The sequence below is a fragment of the Labrys sedimenti genome (assembly GCF_034424805.1).
Classification (GTDB): Bacteria; Pseudomonadota; Alphaproteobacteria; order Rhizobiales; family Labraceae; genus Labrys; species Labrys sedimenti.
Genome location: NZ_JAXOUF010000008.1, coordinates 48,338 through 68,675 on the forward strand (window position 1 = coordinate 48,338; position 20,338 = coordinate 68,675).

The following is a 20,338-nucleotide window of genomic DNA, read 5'->3' on the forward strand; positions in this document are numbered from 1 at the left end:
GTTGCCGCCGAACGCCCATGAGGGCATTGTGGGAAATAAAGAGGAAGGGCCCATTGTGACCCGTTTGCTTGTCAGTGTCGTCGACAGCGCCGAAGCCCGGCTCGCCCATGCGCAGGGGGCCGATCTCGTCGATGCCAAGGATCCGGAGGCCGGCGCCCTGGGCGCCCTGCCTCTTGCTACCATCCGCAGCATTCAGGCCAGCCTGCCGGATGACGCCATCACCAGTGCGGTTGCCGGTGACGACGACGATGTGGGACGCCTTGCCGACAGTGCCCTGGCGATCGCCACCACCGGCGTCACCTTCGTCAAGCTCGGTCTCGGCCGGACGATGGCCCGGGTCGCCAGCATCGCCGAGCTTGGCCGGCGGCTCGGCGGGCATGGGCGCTTCATCGCGGTGCTGTTCGCCGACGAGGATCCCCCCTTGAAATTGACGGAAGCCCTCCAGGAGGCCGGCTTTGCTGGTGCCATGCTGGACACGCGCCAGAAGAAAGGCATTCGCCTGCCCGACCTGATGACTGTGGGCCAGCTTGCCTCCTTCATCTCGGATTGTCGTCGGTTCGGCCTGATGTCGGGGCTCGCCGGCTCCCTGCGTGTCGAGGACATCGAAGCGCTCGCCGTCCTCCGTCCCGATTATCTCGGCTTTCGCGGGGGGCTTTGCCTGGCCGGCGACCGTCGCGGCCAGCTCGACCCGCAGGCCATCGACCGCGCGGCCCACCGTCTTCAGGCCATCCGGCAAAGTGGGCAGATTGACGGCGAGCGGGCTGCATGAACCTGACCGTGGTCAAGATCGGCGGCAGCCTGTGCGGCTCGGCCCGCCTCGAGCAGTTGCTCGCACAACTCGCCGGTGAAACCCAGGTGCCGCTGGTGCTGGTTGCCGGCGGCGGTCCCTTTGCCGATGCGGTGCGCCAGGTCCAGGCAGCCATGCCCTTCGACGACGTGCTCGCCCACCGCCTCGCCCTCGACGCCATGACGCATCTGGCCGAAGTGCTGGCCACCCGCCATCCGCGCCTGACAGCTGTCGGGAGCAGGGCTGAAGTCAAGGAAGCTGTGCGGCAAGGCAGGCTCCCAATCTGGCATCCCGCCGAGCTGCGCGCCGGGCATCCGGATATCACCGAGAGCTGGGCGGTGACCTCGGACAGCCTGGCTGCCTGGCTGGCCACCGAACTGGGCGGCGACAGGCTCATCCTGGTCAAATCCGTCGACGCCCCCGCCGATTCGACACCCGCGACTTTGGCGGCAGCCGATATCGTCGACACCCATTTTCCCCGCTACGCGGCCCGGTTCACCGGCTCCATCGTGGTAGCGGGCCCTTCCAGCGACGACGGCCTTGCCGCGCTGCTCTCCGCTCCCTGCGAGGCCTCATGAGCCGGCATCCTGCACAACCACGCCTGGCCTGGGCCCTCACCGGCTCCGGGCATTACTTCACCGAATGCCTGGAGCTGATCCGCGAGGTGGGCGAGTGCGATCTCTTCGTCACCCGGGCCGCGGCCGAGGTGATCCGCATGTATCGCAAGCAGTTCGATGCCCTGCCCAAGGGCACGCGGCTGATCAAGGACACCACGGCCAGCGCCGCCCCGGTTGGCGCTTTCTACCATGGCGACTACCATACGCTGGTGGTGGCGCCGGCGACCTCGAACACCGTGGCCAAATGCGTGTTCGGCATCTCCGACACGCTCGCCACCAATGTCTATGCGCAGGCCGGCAAATGCCGTATCCCCTCGATCGTGTTTGCCTGCGACACCGCACCGGAGATGGAGACGCAGGCCCCCTCCGGCATGGTCAAGGTCTATCCGAGGCGGATCGACCTCGACAATGTCGAACGGCTCAAGGATTTCGAGGCGACGACAGTGGTCGAGACTTATGAGGGCCTGCGCCAGGCGGTGTTGGAAAGGCTGAAATGCGTGAACACCTCGCCCTGATCACCGGTCATCTCAGCCGCACCAGGCTCGAGCGCACGATGACGGCCCTGGGCCCGGTTTCCTTCGACTGGCTGATCCTGGATGCCGGCGTCAAGGTCGCCGCTTTGATGACGGAAGAGATCATCCGTCGGCGCATCACCTTGCCTGACGGTGTCACCCGCGTCCTGTTGCCCGGCCGCTGCCGGGCCGACCTCGAAGCCCTTTCCGGCCATTTCGGCATCCCGGTGCAGCGCGGCCCCGACGAGATCGCCGACCTGCCCGCTTTTCTCGGCCGGGGCGGCCATCCGCCCGATCTCTCGCGCCACGACGTCACCATCTTTTCCGAGATCGTGGACGCGTCCCAGCTTTCGCCCGAGCAATTGCTGGAGCGCGCCCGCGCCATGGCCGCCAAGGGCGCCGACATCATCGATCTCGGCGCGCTGCCCGACACGCCCTTCCCGCATCTCGAAGACAGCATCAAACTGCTCAAGCAGCATGGTTTCAGGGTCAGCGTCGACAGCGCCGCACCGGCCGAGCTCCGGCGGGGCGCCGAGGCGGGTGCCGATTTCCTGTTGAGCCTCAACGAGCACACCCTCGACCTCGCCTCGGGGACTGAGGCCATCCCGGTGCTGGTGCCGGTCGAGCCCGGCGATCTCGCCTCGCTGCTCCGGGCGGTCGAGCGCATGGAAGAGGCCGGCCGGCCCTATATCGCCGATCCCGTGCTCGATCCGATCCATTTCGGCTTTGCCGCCTCGCTGGCGCGCTATGTCGAGTTCCGGCGCCTGAAGCCGCAGGCCGAGATCCTGATGGGAACCGGGAACCTCACGGAACTGACCGAAGCCGACAGCCTGGGCCTCACCGCTGTCTTGATGGGGATCTGCTCGGAACTCGCCATCCGCCATGTGCTGGTGGTGCAGGTCAGCGCCCACACCCGCCGCACGCTGCAGGAGCATGACGCCGCGCGCCGGCTGATGTTCGCGGCAAAGGCCGATAATTCCCTGCCCAAGGGCTATGGCTCGGCCCTGCTCGCTCTCCATGACAAGCGGCCGGTGGTGAGTTCGCCGGAACAGGTGGAGCAGAACGCCAAGGACGTGCGCGATGCCAATTTCCGCATCGAGGTCAGCGATGACGGCATCCACGCCTATAACCGCGCCCTCCATGCGCGCGGCACGGATGCCCTGGCCTTCTATCCTGAGCTCGACGTCGCCGGCGACGCGGCCCATGCCTTCTATCTCGGTACGGAGCTGGCCAAGGCCGAGACCGCCTGGCGGCTCGGCAAGCGCTACGCCCAGGACGAGCCCCTCGATTTCGGCTGCGCCGCGGACAGGCCGAGCGAAGACGCCACCGGCTTCAAGGCGCCCGGCCATACGTTGGCCGGCCACAAGGAAAAGTAGCGATGCCGCGTATTCTCGAAACCATCGTGACCACGCTCAATGCCGACGGCAGTGCGCATTTGGTGCCTTTCGGCCTGATCGAGGAAGACGAGCATTATGTCGTCGCCCCCTTCCGCCCCTCGCCGACCATTGCCAATCTGGAGCGCCATCCCTTCCTGGCCGCCGCCGCTCCTCTCGACATCCGGGTGATCGCCGGCTGCGTTACCGGGCGGCGCGGCTGGACGACCCTTCCCTGCGAGCGGATCGAGGGCGTCAGGCTGGCCGAAGCCTTCGCCCATATGGAGCTTGCGGTCGAGGCGGTGGTTCCCGACGAGGTCAGGCCCCGTTTTCGCTGCCGCGTCGTGCACCGGGGGCTGCACCATCCTTTCCTCGGCTATAATCGCGCCCAGGCGGCCGTGCTGGAAGCGGCCATCCTGTCGACGAGACTGCATATGCTCAGCCCCGACAAGATCCGCACCGAAATGGACTACCTTCGCATCGCCATCGGCAAGACGGCCGGCGAAGCCGAGCTGGAAGCCTGGCGGTGGATCGAGGAAAAGATCCTGGCCGGGCCGACACCCGCTAGTTCATCCCGCTGAGACGCGACCCCTGGATTCGAAACGATCCTGTCATCCCCGAGCCACATCCGAAACCCGCTCGGCTGCGAGCAGTGCGAGCGATACCGCCGGCGCGCAGGAGGAGGCCCAATAGCTCTCCGAGCCGTCGGCACTCGGCACCAGATCGGCAAGGTCGTGATAGGCCAGGCCCATCCGCGCCGCCAGCGCCTGAACCACGAAGCGGCCGACGCCGCAGCCCACCACGGGTGGGCGCGCCTCTGCCTTGCGGCGCGACAGGATACGAGCCGCCGCATCATGCAGGCGGCGCAATTGCAGCTCGGCGAAATGAGCCGCCAGTTCGTTCCAGACATGATCGGGCGCGTCGCTCGCATCCTGGCCGACGACCCGCGCCAGCCGGGTCCGCGTGGAGGCGAGGCTCTTGTCGCGGCCATCGGCTGTGTCGTGCTGGTCGGCCTCCTCGGGCAAGGTGCCGAGCAGGCGATGGACATCGGCAATGGTGGCGAAATGCTCGGCGACCAGCGTGACGTCCTGCCCCTGGAAGGGCAGTCTTTCGGCAAGCGACATCAAAGGCGTGCGCACGACGCCGGCATAGACCAGTTCGCCCGATGCCAGTCTCTCGGCGTCGGTATAGCCGAGGCCCGTGATCCGGCCTTCCTCGATCGGAATGAGATCGGAGGTGGTGGATCCGACGTCGACCAGCAGGGCATTCGGCAGGCGGGAAGCGACGAAGGCCGCAGTCGCATGCCAGTTGGCCGAGGCGACATCCACCGCATGGGCAGCCGCCCGATGGGGCGGCAGGAAACCCGCCCGTCCGCCATAGATGGCGATCTCGCCCTGGAAGTGCCGGGTGGCCCAGTCGGTCAGGGCAGCAACGCCAGCGGCGCGATCGTCGAACAGGGCGCTGAGCTCCCCGGTCATGGTCACCGCATGGTGGCGCGCCTCGCGCGCCCAGGACGGCAGGGCGGCGAAGGCTCGGTCGAGCACGGCAAGCCCCTGCCTGATCTGGTAGGGTTCCTGCGTCACCGCCAGTAGCCGTCCCTGTGCCACGGCGGCGACCTTGACGTGCACGCCCCCGAGATCCCAGCCCAGCACCAGATCGTTCGTGGCGAGCACCGGATCATCATACGCAGTGGAATCCATACTAATCACTTTCACGGCCTGTCGCTTTCACCATTCTAGGCGCCGTGCCACAAAGGGGTAACGCCGCTTTCGAGTCGTCATCATGCCTGCACCGGATCGACAGGACAAAGCCCATACCGCACCGGGTGCAAACCTCGGCGTCGAGATCGTGCCGGTCATCGATCTGCGGCACGGCTCGGTGGTGCGGGCCAAGGCGGGCGATCGCGCCCGCTACCAGCCGATCGTCACACCGCTCAGCCCGACGGCCGATCCGGTCGACGTCGCCGCCGGCCTGCTGCGCGCCGCGCCGTCGCGCCAGCTCTATGTCGCCGACCTCGACGGTATCGAGGGACGCGGGCGCGATACCGCCAGCCTTCGACGCCTCGCCCACGCCTTTCCGGCGGTGCGCCTGTGGATCGACGCCGGCATTGCCACCCGCTCCGAAGCCGAGGCCTTTTTCGATGAGGGCCTCGGCCTCCCGGTGCTCGGCTCCGAGAGCCAGAGCGGCGACAGGCTCGTGCGGGACCTGGCTGATCATGCCGTGCTGTCGCTGGATTTTCGCGGCGACGACTATGTCGGCCCCGAAGCGATCCTCGCCACGCCGTCGATCTGGCCGGAGCGGGTGATCGTCATGACGTTGGGGCGCGTGGGCATGGGCAGCGGACCCGACCTCGATAGGCTGTCCGCGCTTCGTCGGCAGGCTCCCGCCCGTTGCAGGCTCTATGCCGCTGGTGGCCTGCGGGACAAGGGCGATCTTGCCGCCCTCGCCGAAATCGGCGTGTCCGGCATTCTCGTCGCTTCTGCCCTGCATGACGGACGCCTTTAAGGGCATGGCCGCAAGTTGACCATGGCACGGCCCTGTCGTCATCGCGAGGAGCGTAGCGACGTGGCGATCCAGAAGCCTTCGATTCGCTCGCCCATCCTGGATTGCTTCGCTGCGCTCGCAATGACGGCGGTTCTACTCCGCGGTCAAAGCAATCGCCTCCGGCAAGTCTTCGCCGGAGGAAACTGGGTCCCTCCGGCGAATTTTCAGCGTCCGAGAAAGATGGCGGCCAACCGCTGAAGCAGGCCTGCAGGCATGGGCGCAGCAGGCGGCTCCTGCCCAGGGCTGTCCCCTGTCTATGCAGCGAAGGGGTGCTTGACCTGCTCGCGCTTGCTGGTGGCTTCGGCCGCGCTCGGCCAGCCCTGGACAGCGCGTTCGATCGCCTGCTTGGTCGCTTCGTAGTTGTATTTCTGGATCTTGGCGTCGTCGTCCGCCAGCCAGTGGATGAAGACGCCCACGCTGATGAAGATGTCGTCGGCTTCGTCGGCGGGAATGGTACCGTCGGCGACGCTGTCCTGCACCGCGCGCGCCACGGCGTGCTGGGCCGGACCGAACATCTGCACGGCCTGCTTGGCGCCCTTGATGGTCACCTTGTTGAACAGCAAGGTGTTGGGTTTGCATTGCAGGTTTGGGGCGATCACCGCCAGAAGCGAGGTGAAGCCATCCTTGTTGTTGGTGAGGGCATTGCAGAATGCCGTCTCCGCGGCCGAGCCGCGAGGACCCATGATCAGGTCGATATGAGCGACTTCATTGCCGTCGCCGACAAGGGATTCACCGATCAAAACCTTGTTGATCTTTGCCATATTCGATAGTCCTCCCTGCGAGAACAAAGGCCCCGATCCCTTGGAACGGCGGCCGAGCCATCTATCCTTGTTTGCAGCGTTCGGCACGGCGCCGAACCGGTTGGCCAGATAGCTTTATGAGCGTAATCGCGCATTCCGTCACCAGCAAGCATCCGTTCAGCTGCCGGTTGCCGGAGAGCGCATGATCGCGGCGGCAAACAATGTCGCCACGGTGAAGTCGGCGGAAGTTCCGGGGTTGAGATCTCCTTTCTTGAGTTCGGCATCGAATGCCAGCAAGGTTGCGAGCGAGGCGGGGCCTGGTGGACCCGCCCCGATGATTTCGGCAGCGCGCGCCCGTACGGCTTCGGCCTGCTTGCGGCCGCGGCGGCGCTCGATATGCGTGTCGGCAAAACGCGACAGGAAGGCCATATGCACTGATGTCGTGCACCAGGGCTCGTCGAGGCCGCCCCCTTGCGCCTGCCGGAGCGCCGGCAGGCCCGTCTCGAAGACATCCTCGAAATCGGTGAGATAGGCGCGGGCAATGCGATCGCGCGCCGCCGCCTCAGCCATCGCTTCGCGCAAGGTAACGGTCGGCGCTTCGTGGACATCGTGGCGATCGGCGCTTCCCAGCCCGCCGGGCGAGGCCAGGCGGATCGCCTCGAAAGCATCGCGCGCATCGATCCTGTCGAGTCCCGACAGGATCGATGCAAGCGCCGCACGCAAGTCTCCTCCCGCCTCGGCGGCCGCAGCAAGCGGCGCGCAAAGCAGCACGATGCCGAGATTGGTGTTCCAGCCTATGGCCTCGCGCGTCGCCCTGATGGCACCGAGGATACGTGCCCCGACGCTGGCGCGCGGTTGGCCGATCCAGGGTGCAGAAGCGACGGCGCTCGCCTCGAAATCGGCGACCTTGGTCTCGCCGACATCCGCGAAGACATGCACATTGCCAGGCTTCAGGGCCCGGAGTTCGGCAAGGCAGGCGTCCCGATAGGTGCCGGCAAGATCGAGGCTGGGAGGATGATAGTTCATGATACCGCCACCATGGCTGGACGGTGGGCGGCATAGACCGCCTTCAGGAAGGCGCGGACGACGGCCTCGCTGATATCGGCGTCAACGATGCTCTGCAGGCCGGACCAGGACGGCATGCTGTTGACCTCGAGGAGCAGGAAGCGGCCGTGATCATCCTCGATGAGGTCGACCCCGCAATAGGATACATCGACCGCCTGCGCCGCCCTCAAGGCAAGATTCTCGGCTTCCTCCGGCATCTGCCAGCGCGACGGGCGCCCACCCTGGTGGACATTGGTGATCCAGCCGTCACCCTCGCGCGCCATGGCGGCCACCACGCGGCCGTCGCAGACGAAGATGCGGTAGTCCCGCCAGCCCTCGACGTTCCGGCGCACGAAACGCTGCAGATAATACACCCGCGCCACGTCCTCGGGCTGCGGGAGATCGTCCGGCACGCCGATCAGGCGCAGGCCCTCGCCTTGCGAGCCGAACAGGGGCTTGAGGACCAACGGCACGCCCGGCCCGGCCTCGCGCCGCACGATGTCCACCGCCGCCTCCCGGCTCGACACCACGAAGGTATCCGGCGTCGGCAGGCCGGCCCTGGCGATCAGCAGGCTGGTCATCGATTTGTCGACGCAACGCTCGATGGCCCGCGGATCGTTCCACACCACCACATCAGCCGCGACCAGGGCATGCAGCACGCCGAGCCGCAGGGTCGTCGCCTCGAAGGTTCCGCCCGATATGGTGCGCAGCAGCACTCCATCGGGCAATTCTCCCTCGAAGCCGGGTATGCGCAGTGGCTCGCCCCCGCCCGTGACCATGGCCACATCAGCCAGGGAAAACAGCACCGGCTCGACGCCGCAGGCGCGCAGGGCGCCAAGCAGGCGCCCGCGATGCCATTCGCCATTGTCGGCTGCGAGGCCGATACGCAATCGGCGTCCCATAGGGTGTTCGAGCGGGTTCAATTCGAGATGTCCTACCAAGAGTTCCTGCGAGGTTGGGGTCCTGTGAGCTCAGCGTTCGATGCTACGAGAAGGAGGCATCCACCAGGTCCGGCATCAGATGGCCGCCGCGGAAGGTCTCGCCGTTCTCGAGAGCGGTGACGATGACCTCCGCCGGGCTGAACAGATGCGGATCGATGGCATAGAAATCTCCCTTGAAACGGCTGAAAATCTCGGCGAAGGGCTTGCCGTGGTCGCGGGACGTGGGGCTCGGCAGGGCCTCGGCCAGCGATTTGGCGGCCTGGGCGGTGCCGGCCACGAACAAATGGACACGCCCGCCATAGATGATCGCATCATTGGTGCGGCCCATGGCCCGTACGAAATCCGGGGTGGGCGGTGCCAGCGGTGCCGTGCCCAGGCCATCGACGATGTCGGCAAGCGGAAAGCCGAGGCTGTGCGCCTTGTGCAGCGCGACTTCGAGCACGCGGCTGACGACCTGGGTCGCCCCCGCCAGGCTCTGGGTCGGCGCATAGATGAAAGTGAGGGCTTCGGGTGCCAGCCGCGTCGCCTCCGCTACGTTGCGCACCACGGCCTCAGGCGGCGGCGAGGCGGTTTCCAGGATCAGGACGGCGCTGTCGGCATCGTCGCTGTAGCCCAGTTCGACGAAGAGAGGTTCCACCCGCGCGGCAGCGCGCCCCGGCCCTGAGCCAAGCGCGAAATAGGCTTCCTTGCCGCTCCCGGCGCGTAGGCTCCAGCCGGCATATTGGCAGCCGAGACAAGCCAGGACGGGATTGGTCGTCTGCACATTGACGGAGAAGGGCCAGCGCTCCACCGGCCCGGTGGGCGCGATCGATACGCGGCCGAGGCCCGCCAGGCAGATCTCGGCAAGCCGACGGCCCGCTTCGATGGAGCCGGGAACACCGGCGCCGGCATCGATGAAGCGGCACCCGCCCGGGCCCGCGCTGACGGTGAGCCGCAGGCCCGCGGCATCGGCGACGAGGCTGTCGACCAACGGTCTGGCCAGGGCATTGACGCTCGGGGGCTGCAGGAAAATCGTCACGCCGGAACTCTCTCCTCTTGAACGAGACGGATGATGTCCGCGCCACGCAAGTCGAGCAGGCGTCGAACCTCGGCGGTTTCCGTGCCTGTGGCGGCGACGGTGCAGATCGGCGCACCAGCCTCGATCGCGCTGCCGCGCTCCGGCCTGTCCGCCACGAAAACCGGCCATGCGATCTCCGGCACCCTGGCGATTCGGCGCCGGGCATAGACGATCATGCTCCCGGCGGCCTCCTGGGGAGGAGCTTCGGCCTCGCCGAGTTCGCCCCTGCTCGCGCGGCAATGGCGCTCGAAGAGCGGCGTCCGCCGCCGGTCGAGGCAATCGAGGGTGGCGCCAGGCCGCGGATTGATCTCCAGCAGCCACCAGCGATCCGGCGCCACCATCAAGTCGGCGCTGGCGAGGCCTCGCAACCGGGTGGCCGCCACGATCCGGCCGATCGCCATCTCGATCTCGGGATCGATCGCGGGCGGCCCGCCCGGCTCGATGGCGCCGCCATAGCGCCACGCGGCACCCCGGCCGGGCGAAACCCATTGACATGTGCGGGCGACCACCTGAGCCCGGCGGCCATCGGCGAGGAAGGTGACGGAAACCGGCTCTCCCTCGACCGCCCGCTGCAGATAGCGCCCAGGCGCTAGCCTGTTGGAGCGGGCCTTGCGGATATGGCCCCCGCCCGAGCTACCGCGACGCTTGGCCAGCCAGCCCGAGGACAAGGCGACCGGCTCCAGCCGGACCTGCGGGTGGCCGATGCCAAGTTCCGCCAGCAGGCGCGCAAAGCCCATCGGATCCTTCAGGCTGGCCACCGTGTCGGCACTGGCACCGATCAGGCCGAAGCGTTCGTCGATGGCCTGGATCAAAGCGGGACTGGCTTCAAAACCGCTGCCGAGAACGACGCCGAGAGGCGGCTGGGCACTGGCAAGAGCCAATTCATGCAGCGCATCGAGGACGGCAAGGCCGGCGACACCCACGCCGAACCGACCCCTGACCTGGCGATAGCCCGTGGCCAGCGCTCGGGTATCGCTGTCACCGAAGAGGTCCACGACCAGCGGCCTGTAGCCCGCGCGCCTGGCGGCAGCGGCGAGAGCGCGACCGGACTGGGCGGCGATCAGGACGCAGGCGCCCTCACCCTGCGATCTCGAGGGCAAGCTTGTACGCATCGCGAAAATCCAGGCTGATCGGCTTGTCGGTCGCCAGGAGGCGACGGAACAGGCCGAGTTCGGTCTTGTATTTGACGTTTCCGATCACGAGTGCGCCGACGCCCAGCGCCTTGCCATTACCGAAGGGCTCGCCATTGGCCATCACGCCGACTCCTTCCACCCCCGCCGGCGGGACGGCGTTGACATCGGCGGCGACCAGCAGGCCCGGCACGGAATCGAGGTCGGCCGCGGAAAGAATGTTCACACCGGCGGGCCCGCTGGACAGGACGATTTCGGCACCGGCGACCGCCGCCCGCCGGGCCTCGGGCGTGCTGCCATCGGCATAACCGACATCGACGCCGAAGCGCTGCTTGATGCCGGCGGCAATATCGCTCACTCGCTTGGTGCCGTCATGGCCCGCCAGCACGGCCTGGCCGCCCTCGAGCGCCACCAGCACGGCGGCGCAATAGGCGACGACACCGGTCCCGCCGAAGATCACGACCCTGCGGCCTGCCAGTTCGCCGCCATGCTTGTCCCTCAGCACGGCCTTGACCTTGGCGACCATGGCCGCGCCGGTGGTGAAGGAGCCGGCCGGATCGGTGAACAGGTTGAGGGCGAAAGGCGGCACGAAGGCCTTCTGCGCGGCATCGAGCATGTCGAGCGCAAGGCCGCCATTCTTGCCGCCGATGAAGATCGAGGTGCGGCTGCCATCGCCCGGTGCCCGCGAGAAGATCGCGTCCTGCACGAGAGGCCGGATCTCCTCCAGCGTCACGCCCGTATAGGGAATGACGACGTCGAAGCCCGCATCAACCGCCATGTTGACGTCGAAGGGACTCATATGTTTGAGCGGCGAGAGCATATGCAGGATCGATCGGGCCATCAAAACGCGAGCCTCCTCTTGAGCGCATGGTCACGGTTGATCCGCACCTGGGCGCCCTGATTGCGTCCGCGCACGATCTCGAGGCGGATGCCGGGGGGCAACCCGTCGGCCTTCAGCTCGGCAACCAGCCGGCGTGCCTCGCTGTCGGAACCGATAATGACGAAGCCGGTGGGACCCCAGGAACTTTGCCCGATACCGCCAAAGCCCCGCTGCTCGCAGGCGGTCAGCACCTTGGTGACGATCGGACTGGTGAAGCGGCCGCCCTGCGCGGACGCAAAATGATCACCCACCACACGTTGCAACTCCGCCACGCCGGCACCGAAAGCCTCGACATCCCTGCCGGCCGCGGCCGGCAGGATGCGCATCAGGGCAAGACGGCAAAGATGTGCTGCGGCAGCCTCGGGAAAGGGCGGCAACTGCCGGAAGGCGCTGACCTCGGCCTCGCCATGCAGGCCATGGGAAGAGGTGTCGAAGACCAGCAGCACCCGCCAGTCCTCCGGAAAAGGCAGGCGGGCAAGAATCGGGGGCGCCCGATCGTCCTCGCCGCGTCCGCCGTCGAGAACCAGGCCGCCCTTTTCGAATGCGGCCAGGCCGGCGGAAGAACGATTGCCCCTGTCGAGTGCTTCCGCGGCGTCGCGCGCCTGAAAGGGCCGCCCCCGCAGTCTGGCAAGGCCCGCCGCCACCGCCAGGGCGATCTGCGTCCCTGAGCCGAGGCCGGCATGGGGTATGATACTGCGCCGCAACTGAAAATGGCCGCGCGGCTCGACCTGGAGATGGTGCGCCGCCGCTTCCGCATAACGCAGCACGCGTTCGGCCTCCTCTCCCTCGGCGATCAAACGCTCCGCATCCGATATGACGAGATCGACGGCGGGGCTGCTCACCGCGAGGCCGAGGCTGCCGAAACGGCGACCGAGCCCACCATGAAGATCGAGAAAACCGAGATGCAGGCGCGCACTCGCACTCACGCGGATCGAAGCGGGATTTGTCGCGGAAGCGGACTCAAATCCGGGTAAGGTCGTTCCCTTCTGCTGATACATCGGCGCGGCCTCCCCAATAGGAAAATATCATAACAAATAAACATCGTTGGCAACGCAGCAATTTCTTAGAAATAATCCATATTATTCTTATAAATTTGCCAGAGAGCGCGGAGGTACTTGGCCGAACGCTGAGGTGGTTGTTAGCTATAGCGAAAATGAAAGGCAGGAGACGGCTCACGGATGCGCGCCTGGATCGAAGGCCAATCGGTTGATCAGCATGAGGCCATAGCCGCTGCGGCGCGGATGCTGGCTCGGGCTCGCCTGCCCGTGATCGGCGGGCTGTCCGGCGACGTTGCAGCGGTGCGCGCAGCCTACCGGCTTGCCTTCCATATCGGCGCTGCGATCGACTGCGAGGGCTCGGATGCGCTCTATGCCGATCTCGGCGTCCTCGCCGCCCGCGGCGCGATGACCACCACCTGGGCCGAGGCACGGGCGCGCGCGGACCTCCTGCTGGTGGTCGGGCGCAAGGCCGGCGCCAATCCCTTGCTGGCCGAGCTCGTGGCTGCCCCTGCCCCGCTGGCCGGCGTGGCCGAGCGCAATGTCCTCAACCTGGAGGCCGACCAGGACACCCTTGCCGCGCATCTGGGCCTGCTGCGCGCCCTCGCGACTGGCCGGTTGTCGCCCCGCCCGGAAACGGTGGCGCTGAACGATCTGGCCGGCAGGATCAAGGCGGCCCGTTTCGGGGTCGCCGTTTATGACCCCCGGGAACTGGGCGAACCAGCCGTCGGCATGCTCCAGGGGCTGGTCAAGGACCTCAATGACGAGACCCGTTTTTCCAGTCTGCCGCTCGGCGTGCCGGCCGCGGCGCGGCTGGCCCTCGCGGTCGGCAGCTGGACGACCGGCGATGCGCCACGTGTCGGGCTGGGACGCGATTATCCCGAGCACGATCCCTGGCGCTTCGACGCTCGCCGCCTGGTCGCGAGCAAGGAAGCCGATGCGGCGCTATGGCTCTGCGCACAAGCCCATGGCGAGAAGCCCCCGGTCGGCATTCCCGGCGTCGTCCTCTCCGGACGTCCAGACGAAGCGCAGGCCGGCATCGTGATCGAGGTGGCTGTTCCGGGCGAAGCCGGTATGGCCGTCTGTTTCGACGAACGCCGCGGCACGCTCGCAGCCATCGGGACGGGCCCAGCCCCTCGAAACACCGGCGCGGCCGAGATCATCGAGGCCATTCAAACCACAATCGGCCAGAAGGGACAGGGATCATGCTGACGCGCATTGCGGGCGGCCGCATCGTCGATCCGGTTTCCGGCCGTGACGGCAAGGCAGATCTGTGGATCCAGGACGAGCGCATCGTCGAAAAGCCGGTGCAGGCCGTCGCCGATACCGTGATCGACGCGCGCGGCTGCGTGGTGATGGCCGGCGGCGTCGACGTCCATTCCCATATTGCCGGCGGCAACGTGACCCTAGCGCGCCTGCTGCTGCCCGAACTTCATGTCAGCGAAACTGCCGGCGACCCGGCCCTGCCCTTCTCGACCGCGCGCTGGTCGGCCTTCGAGACCGGCCGCCTCTATGCGCGCATGGGCTATACGACGGTGATCGAGCCGGCACTGGCGCCCAGCGCCGCCTTGGCGACCCACCTCGAACTCGACGACATTCCCCTGATCGACCGGGGCGCGCTCAGCGTGCTCGGCAATGACGACCAGCTGCTCTCCCTGCTCAGGCGCAAGGAAGGCGCTCAGGCGGTGCGCGACCTGACGGCCTTGACCCTCGCGACCTCGCGCGGGCTCGGCGTGAAGGTGATCAATGCCGGCGGAGCGGCGGCATTCAAGCAGAACGTACGCGCCTTCGGGCTCGACGACGAGGTGCCGAGCTATGGCCTGACCTCGCGCCAGATCCTCACGGCCCTGCTCGACGCGACCACGGCGATCGGCGTGCCGCATCCCCTCCATGTCCATTGCAGCAATCTCGGACTGCCCGGCGCCGTCGACACGCTGATCGCTACCATCAAGGCAGCGGAGGGGCGCCCCGTCCATTTCGCCCATGCCCAGTTCTACAGTTATGGCCGGCACGAGAGTGGCGGGATCGTCTCGGCTGCGGCGGAGGTCTGCGCGGCCCTGGCCGCGAATCCCAACGCAACCCTCGATGTCGGCCAGGTGGTGTTCGGCCAGACCTGCACGATCTCCCTCGACATCCTCCGGCAATTCTCCAGCCGCAAGGCCGGCCGGCCACGCAAATGGATCCTGGTCGACGGCGATGCCGAGGGCGTCGGCATCGTGCCCTACCGCTATCGCCGCAACTCCGGCATCAACGCGCTGCAATTTGCCATCGGCCTCGAACTCTTCCTGCTCTCGCCGGACCCCTGGCGGGTGCTGCTCACCACCGACCATCCCAATGGCGGCCCGTTCACCGCCTATCCCCGCCTGATCCATCTGCTCATGGACAAGGCGGAACGGGATCGCACTCTGGCGAGCCTGCCGGACATCGTGCGCGAGCGCAGCGGCCTTGCCGCGATCGAGCGCGAATACACCCTGGCGGAAGTCGCGATCATGACCCGCGCCGCGCCGGCACGACTGCTCGGACTGGCCGACCGCGGCCATCTCAAGCCGGGCGCCCGCGCTGATGTGGCCATCTACCGCGAGGATGCCGACCGCACCGCGATGTTCGCCTCGGCCGATCTGGTCCTGAAGGACGGCGTGGCGGTGGTGCGCAAGGGCGAGCCGCTGGGATGGCGCGCCGGCCGCACCCTGACGCTGGCGCCGGAGTTCGATCCGGCCATGAGGCGCCATGCCGACCGCTATCTCGAAGACCGCTTCGGGGCCGGCCTGGAAAGTTTCAGCGTGCCGCTCGAGGCCTTTGGCGAAAGAAATGTTTTCGAGGTCGAGCCATGTCGAACCTAACCAGCTCCGACCTGACGCTCAATGGCATCGCCATCGATGACACCTTCGCCGAAGCCTTCGGCATGGCCGCCACAGCGATCGTGCTGACGGCAGACACGCCCCGCTGGGCCGAGATCGCAGCGGCGAGCCTGACGGGCTTTGCGACGTCGGTGATCGGCTGCGGCGTCGAAGCCGGTATCGACCGGTCCCTCTCGCCGGAGGAAACCCCGGACGGAAGGCCGGGCCTGCGCGTCCTGCTCTTCGGCTTCGATGCCGACGGGCTCGGCAAGCAGCTCGCGCGCCGTGTCGGCCAATGCGTGCTGACCAGCCCCGGCTCGGCCTGCTATGCTGGTTCCGACGGCACGCGGCGTCTCAAGCTGGGCGCCAATATCCGTTATTTCGGCGACGGCTATGAGATGGCCAAACGCATCGAAGGGCATCGCTATTGGCGCGTGCCGGTGATGGACGGCGAATTCGTCTGCGAGCATGACACCGGCCTCGTCGAGGGCGCGGTGGGTGGCGGCAACCTGCTGTTTCTCGGCCGCGACCAGGCCGGCACCTTGGCGGTAGCCGAAGCCGCTGCCCGCGCCGCAGCGGCCGTACCCGATGTAATCCTGCCCTTTCCCGGCGGCATCGTGCGCTCCGGCTCCAAGGTCGGCGGACGCACCAAGGGCATGATCGCCTCGACCAACGACCCCTACTGCCCGACGCTGAAGGGCCGCCCCCGTTCGGCCCTGGCGCCCGAGGTGGGAGCGGTACTCGAAATCGTCATCGACGGATTCTCCGCCGAGGCCGTACGCGCCTCGATGAGAGAGGGGCTCCACGCAGCCGTCGAAGCAGGACCGCAGCATGGCCTGGTGCGTGTCACCGCCGGCAATTATGGCGGCAAGCTCGGCAAATATCACTTTCATCTGCGCGAGTTGCTGACATGAACGCCCTCACTTTCCGCCTGCGCGAAGCCCCGCCCGAACGCCTCGACCTTTCGGGCCTGGTGCCGCATCGCATCGGCGCCCTGTCGCTTCCGGACATCGAGAGACTCCCGATCGGTACCTCCCGGCACGGCGTGGCGGTGGCCGATATCTTCACGGTCGAAGCAGGCGATCGCGATAGCATCCGCTTCGAGGGCGGCTCCCCGCGCTTCGACCTGATCGGCGCCGGGCTCGAATCGGGCCGCCTCGTGGTGGACGGCGATGTCGGCCAACGGCTGGGCCAGGCGATGCGGGGCGGCACGATCGAAGTCACCGGCAGTGCCGGTCCGTTTGCGGCCAGTGCGGCGAAGGGCGGGCTCGTCCGTATCGCTGGCGATGCGGACGAACGTGCCGGCGGCGCCATCCACGGCGCGATGCACGGCCTCGACGGTGCGATCCTCGTCATCGAGGGCAATGCGGGCGACAGGCTGGGCGAGCGCATGCGGCGAGGACTGATCCTCGTCGGTGGGCGGGCCGGCGACTATGCTGGCTCGGGCCTGATCGCCGGCACCATCATCGCCCAGGAAGTCGGCGACAATCCCGGCTACGGCATGCGGCGCGGCACCATCATTGCAGCCACGCATGGCACCCTGCTGCCGAGCTTCGTCCCCACCGGCCGGCATCGTCTTGTGGTTGCCCACTTGCTTCGCCGCGCCGTGGCCCGCATCCACCCCCGATCGGCCGAGCTCATCCCCCAGCAGGCCGAGCGCCTGGCAGGCGACCTTGCCACGCTCGGCAAGGGCGAGATCCTGATGCCCGCGGCATGAACGGGCGGGCAGCATTCCGGCGGCATCCGGCTACCGCATGGGAGGTAGCACACAAGTACAGCTTGATTGGAGCTGCAAACGGGAACAGGCTAACATCGCTTGCTGTAGCAAGAGGCACCTCATGTGGATTCTCCTGACCGTCTGCCTGATGAGCGCGCCCGACTCCTGCCGCGAGGAGCGTATCAGCTGGTCCATGGATACGCAGGACAGCATGGCCTGCTTGTTGCATGCCCAGGAAACCATCGCCCAGTGGCAGTCCACGCACCGGCAATGGAAAATACGCAACTGGCGCTGCGTCACCAAGCGGGACCTGTCCACCGACATCTGAAGACGCACACTGCCAACGGCGTTTCGCGATTTGTGGCACCCGGCAGGAACCGTAAGGCCGCGCCAGCAGGACGCCGGAGTAAACAAGCGTTTCCGTCCAAACGCGCTTTGTCCGGCGTGCCGCAGCCTTGCAACGGCGCCTCAGCTGGGCAAGTGTGCATCGTCAACCGACTCCAATAGTCGGAACAATTGTGATTCGTGGCGGTATGGGATCGATTCGAGGCTCTCTCTCCTTTCTGATCGCCGGTGCCGCCATGCTGACCCTGCTGGCGGCGGCCGGCCTGCTGTTCGCGGTGCGGACCTCCGATTTCGCCGTCGAGCGTCTCACCGTGTCGCAGCGCCGGCTCGACCTGCTGGCCGAGGCCTCCGGACGCCTGACCGACTATGCCTTTGCCGCCATCGACAGCGCCCAGACCGCCGCGTCCAGCCGCCTGCGCCTGACTGCCCTGAAGAACCAGATCGACACCGTGCTGACGGCGGCCGGCGCCGACCCCTGGCAGGGCGAAACCATCCCCGGCCGTGTCGAGACGCCGGAGCGCATGCTGGCATTGCTGCGCGCGGATATCGCCAGTCTGGATGCCTCCATCGCCACCGGGCTCGAGCAATCGGATACAGCTGCGCGCGGCGACACCATCCGCGGTGCCCTCAACGGCTTCGGCCTCAGCGCCGGCCCGCGATTGTCCGCCCTGGTGGAGGCCGAACGGCAGGCCGTCAAGCTGGCGCGCGAGGACATCGCCCGCACCTCGCAGCGCCTGACCATCGCCGCCATCGCCGCGGCGATCCTCGCCATCCTGATCGCGATCCTGCTGCACCAGCGCATCACCAGGCCGCTGCTACGCCGAATCAGCGCCATTGACGACGCCGCCATCGCCATCGGCCGCGGCAAGCTCGATATCAGGCTCGCCGTCGGAGCGCGCGACGAACTCGGCCTGCTGGTGGCCCGCTTCAACCGCATGGCAGCCTCGCTGGCCAGGCGCGAACATAAATTATCGCTGGACAGGGCAGCGCTCGAACGCATCGTGGCCGAGCGTACGGCCGACCTCACTACCGCCAATGAGAGGCTGGCCGGCATCGACCGTTCGCGCCGGCGCTTCTTTGCCGATGTCAGCCATGAGCTGCGCACCCCGCTCACCGTGGTGCTGGGCGAATGCGACATTGCCCTGCGCGCGCCTTCGATCAGCCCCGAGGAGACCCGCACGACTTTCACCACCATCCGCCAGCGCGCCTTCCGCCTGCATCGACGCGTCGAGGACATGCTGCGTGTCGCGCGCTCGGAAAGCGGCGAGATCACCCTCGATTTCCGCCGCATTGACCTGGCGCGCCTGCTGGCGGACACCGTGGAGAGCTACGCGCCCGCGGTCCGGCGCCACCAGCTTGAAATTGCGCTGGTCCTGCCCGAATCGCCTGGCGACATCGTCGCCGACGGCGATTGGATCCGCCAGGTGGTCGAGGGGTTGATCGACAATGCCATCCGCCATGCCAAGGGCGCCACGCGCATCGAGATCCGCCTGGAAGATAGCCCGGACGCCGCCGGCATCTTCGTCAGCGACGATGGCTGCGGCATTCCCGCCGAGGCGCGGGAGCAGGTGTTCGAGCGTTTCGTCAGCCGCAACGGCGACGCCTCATCGAGCTTCGGCATCGGTCTGGCCCTGGCCCAATGGGTTATCACGCGACATCACGGCAGCATCGTTATAGCATCGGATCCAAACACCGAGCGTGGTACGCGGGTGGCGATCACGCTGCCCCGAGCCGCCGAAGGGAATACGCACACAGGATTTGCATCATGAATGTATTGCTCGTCGAAGATGATGCCGACATTGGCTCGATGCTCAGCAGGGGCCTGAAGGTGGAGGGATTCGACGTCACCACGGTGGAGCGGGCGGACCAGGCCCTCGACACGGCCCGGGACATCAATCCCTGCGCGGTGGTGCTGGACATGATCCTGCCCGACGGTTCGGGGCTCGACGTCTGCAGGGCCTTGCGTGAGACCGGCTATACGGGACCGATCCTGTTCGTCAGCGCCAAGGACGAAGTGCAGGATCGCGTCGACGGCCTCACGGCCGGCGCCGACGACTACATCGTCAAGCCTTTCCAGTTCGATGAATTGGTGGCGCGGCTGCGCACCCACCTCCTGCACCGGTCCGGCACCTCGGATGAACATGAACGCCTGATCGTCGGACGCCTCGTGCTCGATCACGAGACACGCCAGGCCCATTACGGCACCGTGCATGTGCGCCTGACGCAGCGGGAGGCCGAATTGCTCGCCTTGCTCATGCAGAACGCCAACCATCCCGTCTCGCGCGGCGAGATCTTCGACCGCCTCTGGGCCACGCAGGGAGGCGTCTCGCTCAACGTCGTCGATGTCTATGTCGGCTATCTCAGAACCAAATTCGCCGACATCACCCGCGTCGGCGGACCGCTGATCGGCACGGTTCGCGGCCGCGGCTTCATGCTCGACATGGCAGGCAATCGGTCCGGACGCTGAGCAGCGGCTGCCACGATGTCGCACGCGGTGGATCCGCACCGGCGGGTCCCCATGATTCCTTGTGCCTCAAAAACGGTGCGCCACAAAACCCAATCGTTTTCACTTGCGGTATTGATGGAAGACGTGGATAGTGTTGTTGGTAATGATCTTGGTATCTTCCAAGATTAATACTTATAAATTCCTTATGAAAAAGCTCACAAACCAAGCAACGGAGGAATTGAAATGCGCTGGACCAAACCTGAAATCATCGAGTTCTGCGTCGGAATGGAAGTGACGGGCTATATGTCCGACGAGGACCTGCCGCCGGAATTCTAAGTTGAATCGGCGACAGCAACGGAATCGGGGTCGTGCA

At 66.8% G+C, this 20,338-nt stretch carries 22 protein-coding genes; 14 read left to right on the forward strand and 8 right to left on the reverse strand.

Going from position 1 to position 20,338, the window contains the following annotated elements; translation table 11 throughout:
* Nucleotides 1-55 precede the first annotated feature (55 nt).
* The 5 genes from U1R88_RS21715 to U1R88_RS21735 are packed head-to-tail and all read left to right on the forward strand — an operon-like array spanning nucleotide 56 to nucleotide 3,870.
* Nucleotides 56-769 carry a (5-formylfuran-3-yl)methyl phosphate synthase gene (locus U1R88_RS21715; RefSeq protein WP_322433126.1) on the forward strand — a complete coding sequence of 238 codons (714 nt, stop codon included), beginning with the start codon at nucleotides 56-58 and terminating at the stop codon, nucleotides 767-769.
* Nucleotides 766-1,365 (forward strand): amino acid kinase family protein, encoded by a 600-nt coding sequence (locus tag U1R88_RS21720; RefSeq protein WP_322433127.1) that lies wholly within the window; start codon nucleotides 766-768, stop codon nucleotides 1,363-1,365. The genes U1R88_RS21715 and U1R88_RS21720 overlap by 4 nt, the downstream gene beginning before the upstream one ends.
* Nucleotides 1,362-1,919, forward strand: coding sequence for a flavoprotein (locus U1R88_RS21725; RefSeq protein ID WP_322433128.1), 558 nt, complete (start codon nucleotides 1,362-1,364; stop codon nucleotides 1,917-1,919). Before U1R88_RS21720 ends, U1R88_RS21725 begins: the two co-directional genes overlap by 4 nt.
* Nucleotides 1,898-3,292, forward strand: a complete 1,395-nt coding sequence (locus tag U1R88_RS21730; protein ID WP_322433129.1) for a DUF6513 domain-containing protein — start codon at nucleotides 1,898-1,900, stop codon at nucleotides 3,290-3,292. The genes U1R88_RS21725 and U1R88_RS21730 overlap by 22 nt, the downstream gene beginning before the upstream one ends.
* A 2-nt stretch (nucleotides 3,293-3,294) precedes the next feature.
* Complete coding sequence (locus U1R88_RS21735; protein WP_322433130.1) at nucleotides 3,295-3,870, forward strand: DUF447 domain-containing protein; 576 nt, start codon at nucleotides 3,295-3,297, stop codon at nucleotides 3,868-3,870.
* Nucleotides 3,871-3,900: 30 nt separating this feature from the next.
* Here the strand turns inward: U1R88_RS21735 and U1R88_RS21740 are convergent, their stop codons facing one another.
* Nucleotides 3,901-4,989 carry a hydantoinase/oxoprolinase family protein gene (locus U1R88_RS21740; RefSeq protein WP_322433131.1) on the reverse strand — a complete coding sequence of 363 codons (1,089 nt, stop codon included), beginning with the start codon at nucleotides 4,987-4,989 and terminating at the stop codon, nucleotides 3,901-3,903.
* Nucleotides 4,990-5,071: 82 nt separating this feature from the next.
* Here U1R88_RS21740 and U1R88_RS21745 point away from each other — a divergent pair, with 82 nt between their 5' ends.
* Nucleotides 5,072-5,794, forward strand: coding sequence for a HisA/HisF-related TIM barrel protein (locus U1R88_RS21745; RefSeq protein ID WP_322433132.1), 723 nt, complete (start codon nucleotides 5,072-5,074; stop codon nucleotides 5,792-5,794).
* Nucleotides 5,795-6,087: 293 nt separating this feature from the next.
* Here U1R88_RS21745 and fae read toward each other — a convergent pair whose 3' ends face one another.
* From fae to U1R88_RS21780, 7 genes are all read right to left on the reverse strand, one after another.
* On the reverse strand, nucleotides 6,088-6,594 hold the full coding sequence (gene fae, locus U1R88_RS21750; RefSeq protein WP_068288968.1) for a formaldehyde-activating enzyme: 507 nt from the start codon (nucleotides 6,592-6,594) through the stop codon (nucleotides 6,088-6,090).
* 156 nt (nucleotides 6,595-6,750) lie between these two features.
* Nucleotides 6,751-7,599 (reverse strand): triphosphoribosyl-dephospho-CoA synthase, encoded by an 849-nt coding sequence (locus U1R88_RS21755; protein WP_322433133.1) that lies wholly within the window; start codon nucleotides 7,597-7,599, stop codon nucleotides 6,751-6,753.
* On the reverse strand, nucleotides 7,596-8,507 hold the full coding sequence (locus U1R88_RS21760) for an ATP-grasp domain-containing protein (RefSeq protein ID WP_322433291.1): 912 nt from the start codon (nucleotides 8,505-8,507) through the stop codon (nucleotides 7,596-7,598). The genes U1R88_RS21755 and U1R88_RS21760 overlap by 4 nt, the downstream gene beginning before the upstream one ends.
* Nucleotides 8,508-8,601: 94 nt before the next feature.
* Complete coding sequence (mch, locus tag U1R88_RS21765) at nucleotides 8,602-9,576, reverse strand: methenyltetrahydromethanopterin cyclohydrolase (protein WP_068288976.1); 975 nt, start codon at nucleotides 9,574-9,576, stop codon at nucleotides 8,602-8,604.
* Nucleotides 9,573-10,727, reverse strand: a complete 1,155-nt coding sequence (locus U1R88_RS21770; RefSeq protein ID WP_322433134.1) for an ATP-grasp domain-containing protein — start codon at nucleotides 10,725-10,727, stop codon at nucleotides 9,573-9,575. The genes mch and U1R88_RS21770 overlap by 4 nt, the downstream gene beginning before the upstream one ends.
* Nucleotides 10,693-11,586, reverse strand: a complete 894-nt coding sequence (locus U1R88_RS21775; RefSeq protein ID WP_322433135.1) for an NAD(P)-dependent methylenetetrahydromethanopterin dehydrogenase — start codon at nucleotides 11,584-11,586, stop codon at nucleotides 10,693-10,695. Before U1R88_RS21775 ends, U1R88_RS21770 begins: the two co-directional genes overlap by 35 nt.
* Nucleotides 11,586-12,623, reverse strand: coding sequence for a beta-ribofuranosylaminobenzene 5'-phosphate synthase family protein (locus U1R88_RS21780; RefSeq protein WP_322433136.1), 1,038 nt, complete (start codon nucleotides 12,621-12,623; stop codon nucleotides 11,586-11,588). The genes U1R88_RS21775 and U1R88_RS21780 overlap by 1 nt, the downstream gene beginning before the upstream one ends.
* Before the next feature lie 180 nt (nucleotides 12,624-12,803).
* On the opposite strand from U1R88_RS21780, the gene U1R88_RS21785 reads away from it, so the two are divergent.
* From U1R88_RS21785 to pqqA, 8 genes are all read left to right on the forward strand, one after another.
* A complete protein-coding gene (locus tag U1R88_RS21785; RefSeq protein ID WP_322433137.1) occupies nucleotides 12,804-13,832 on the forward strand; it encodes a formyltransferase in 1,029 nt (342 codons plus the stop codon).
* On the forward strand, nucleotides 13,826-15,460 hold the full coding sequence (locus U1R88_RS21790) for a formylmethanofuran dehydrogenase subunit A (RefSeq protein ID WP_322433138.1): 1,635 nt from the start codon (nucleotides 13,826-13,828) through the stop codon (nucleotides 15,458-15,460). The genes U1R88_RS21785 and U1R88_RS21790 overlap by 7 nt, the downstream gene beginning before the upstream one ends.
* On the forward strand, nucleotides 15,448-16,371 hold the full coding sequence (fhcD, locus tag U1R88_RS21795; RefSeq protein WP_322433139.1) for a formylmethanofuran--tetrahydromethanopterin N-formyltransferase: 924 nt from the start codon (nucleotides 15,448-15,450) through the stop codon (nucleotides 16,369-16,371). The genes U1R88_RS21790 and fhcD overlap by 13 nt, the downstream gene beginning before the upstream one ends.
* Nucleotides 16,368-17,174 carry a formylmethanofuran dehydrogenase subunit C gene (locus U1R88_RS21800; protein ID WP_322433140.1) on the forward strand — a complete coding sequence of 269 codons (807 nt, stop codon included), beginning with the start codon at nucleotides 16,368-16,370 and terminating at the stop codon, nucleotides 17,172-17,174. The genes fhcD and U1R88_RS21800 overlap by 4 nt, the downstream gene beginning before the upstream one ends.
* 121 nt (nucleotides 17,175-17,295) lie before the next feature.
* Nucleotides 17,296-17,502 (forward strand): hypothetical protein, encoded by a 207-nt coding sequence (locus U1R88_RS21805; protein ID WP_322433141.1) that lies wholly within the window; start codon nucleotides 17,296-17,298, stop codon nucleotides 17,500-17,502.
* 205 nt (nucleotides 17,503-17,707) lie between these two features.
* Nucleotides 17,708-19,288 (forward strand): sensor histidine kinase, encoded by a 1,581-nt coding sequence (locus U1R88_RS21810; RefSeq protein WP_322433142.1) that lies wholly within the window; start codon nucleotides 17,708-17,710, stop codon nucleotides 19,286-19,288.
* On the forward strand, nucleotides 19,285-19,986 hold the full coding sequence (locus U1R88_RS21815; RefSeq protein ID WP_068288994.1) for a response regulator transcription factor: 702 nt from the start codon (nucleotides 19,285-19,287) through the stop codon (nucleotides 19,984-19,986). The genes U1R88_RS21810 and U1R88_RS21815 overlap by 4 nt, the downstream gene beginning before the upstream one ends.
* Nucleotides 19,987-20,208: 222 nt before the next feature.
* Complete coding sequence (pqqA, locus tag U1R88_RS21820; RefSeq protein WP_068288997.1) at nucleotides 20,209-20,301, forward strand: pyrroloquinoline quinone precursor peptide PqqA; 93 nt, start codon at nucleotides 20,209-20,211, stop codon at nucleotides 20,299-20,301.
* Nucleotides 20,302-20,338: the final 37 nt, after the last annotated feature.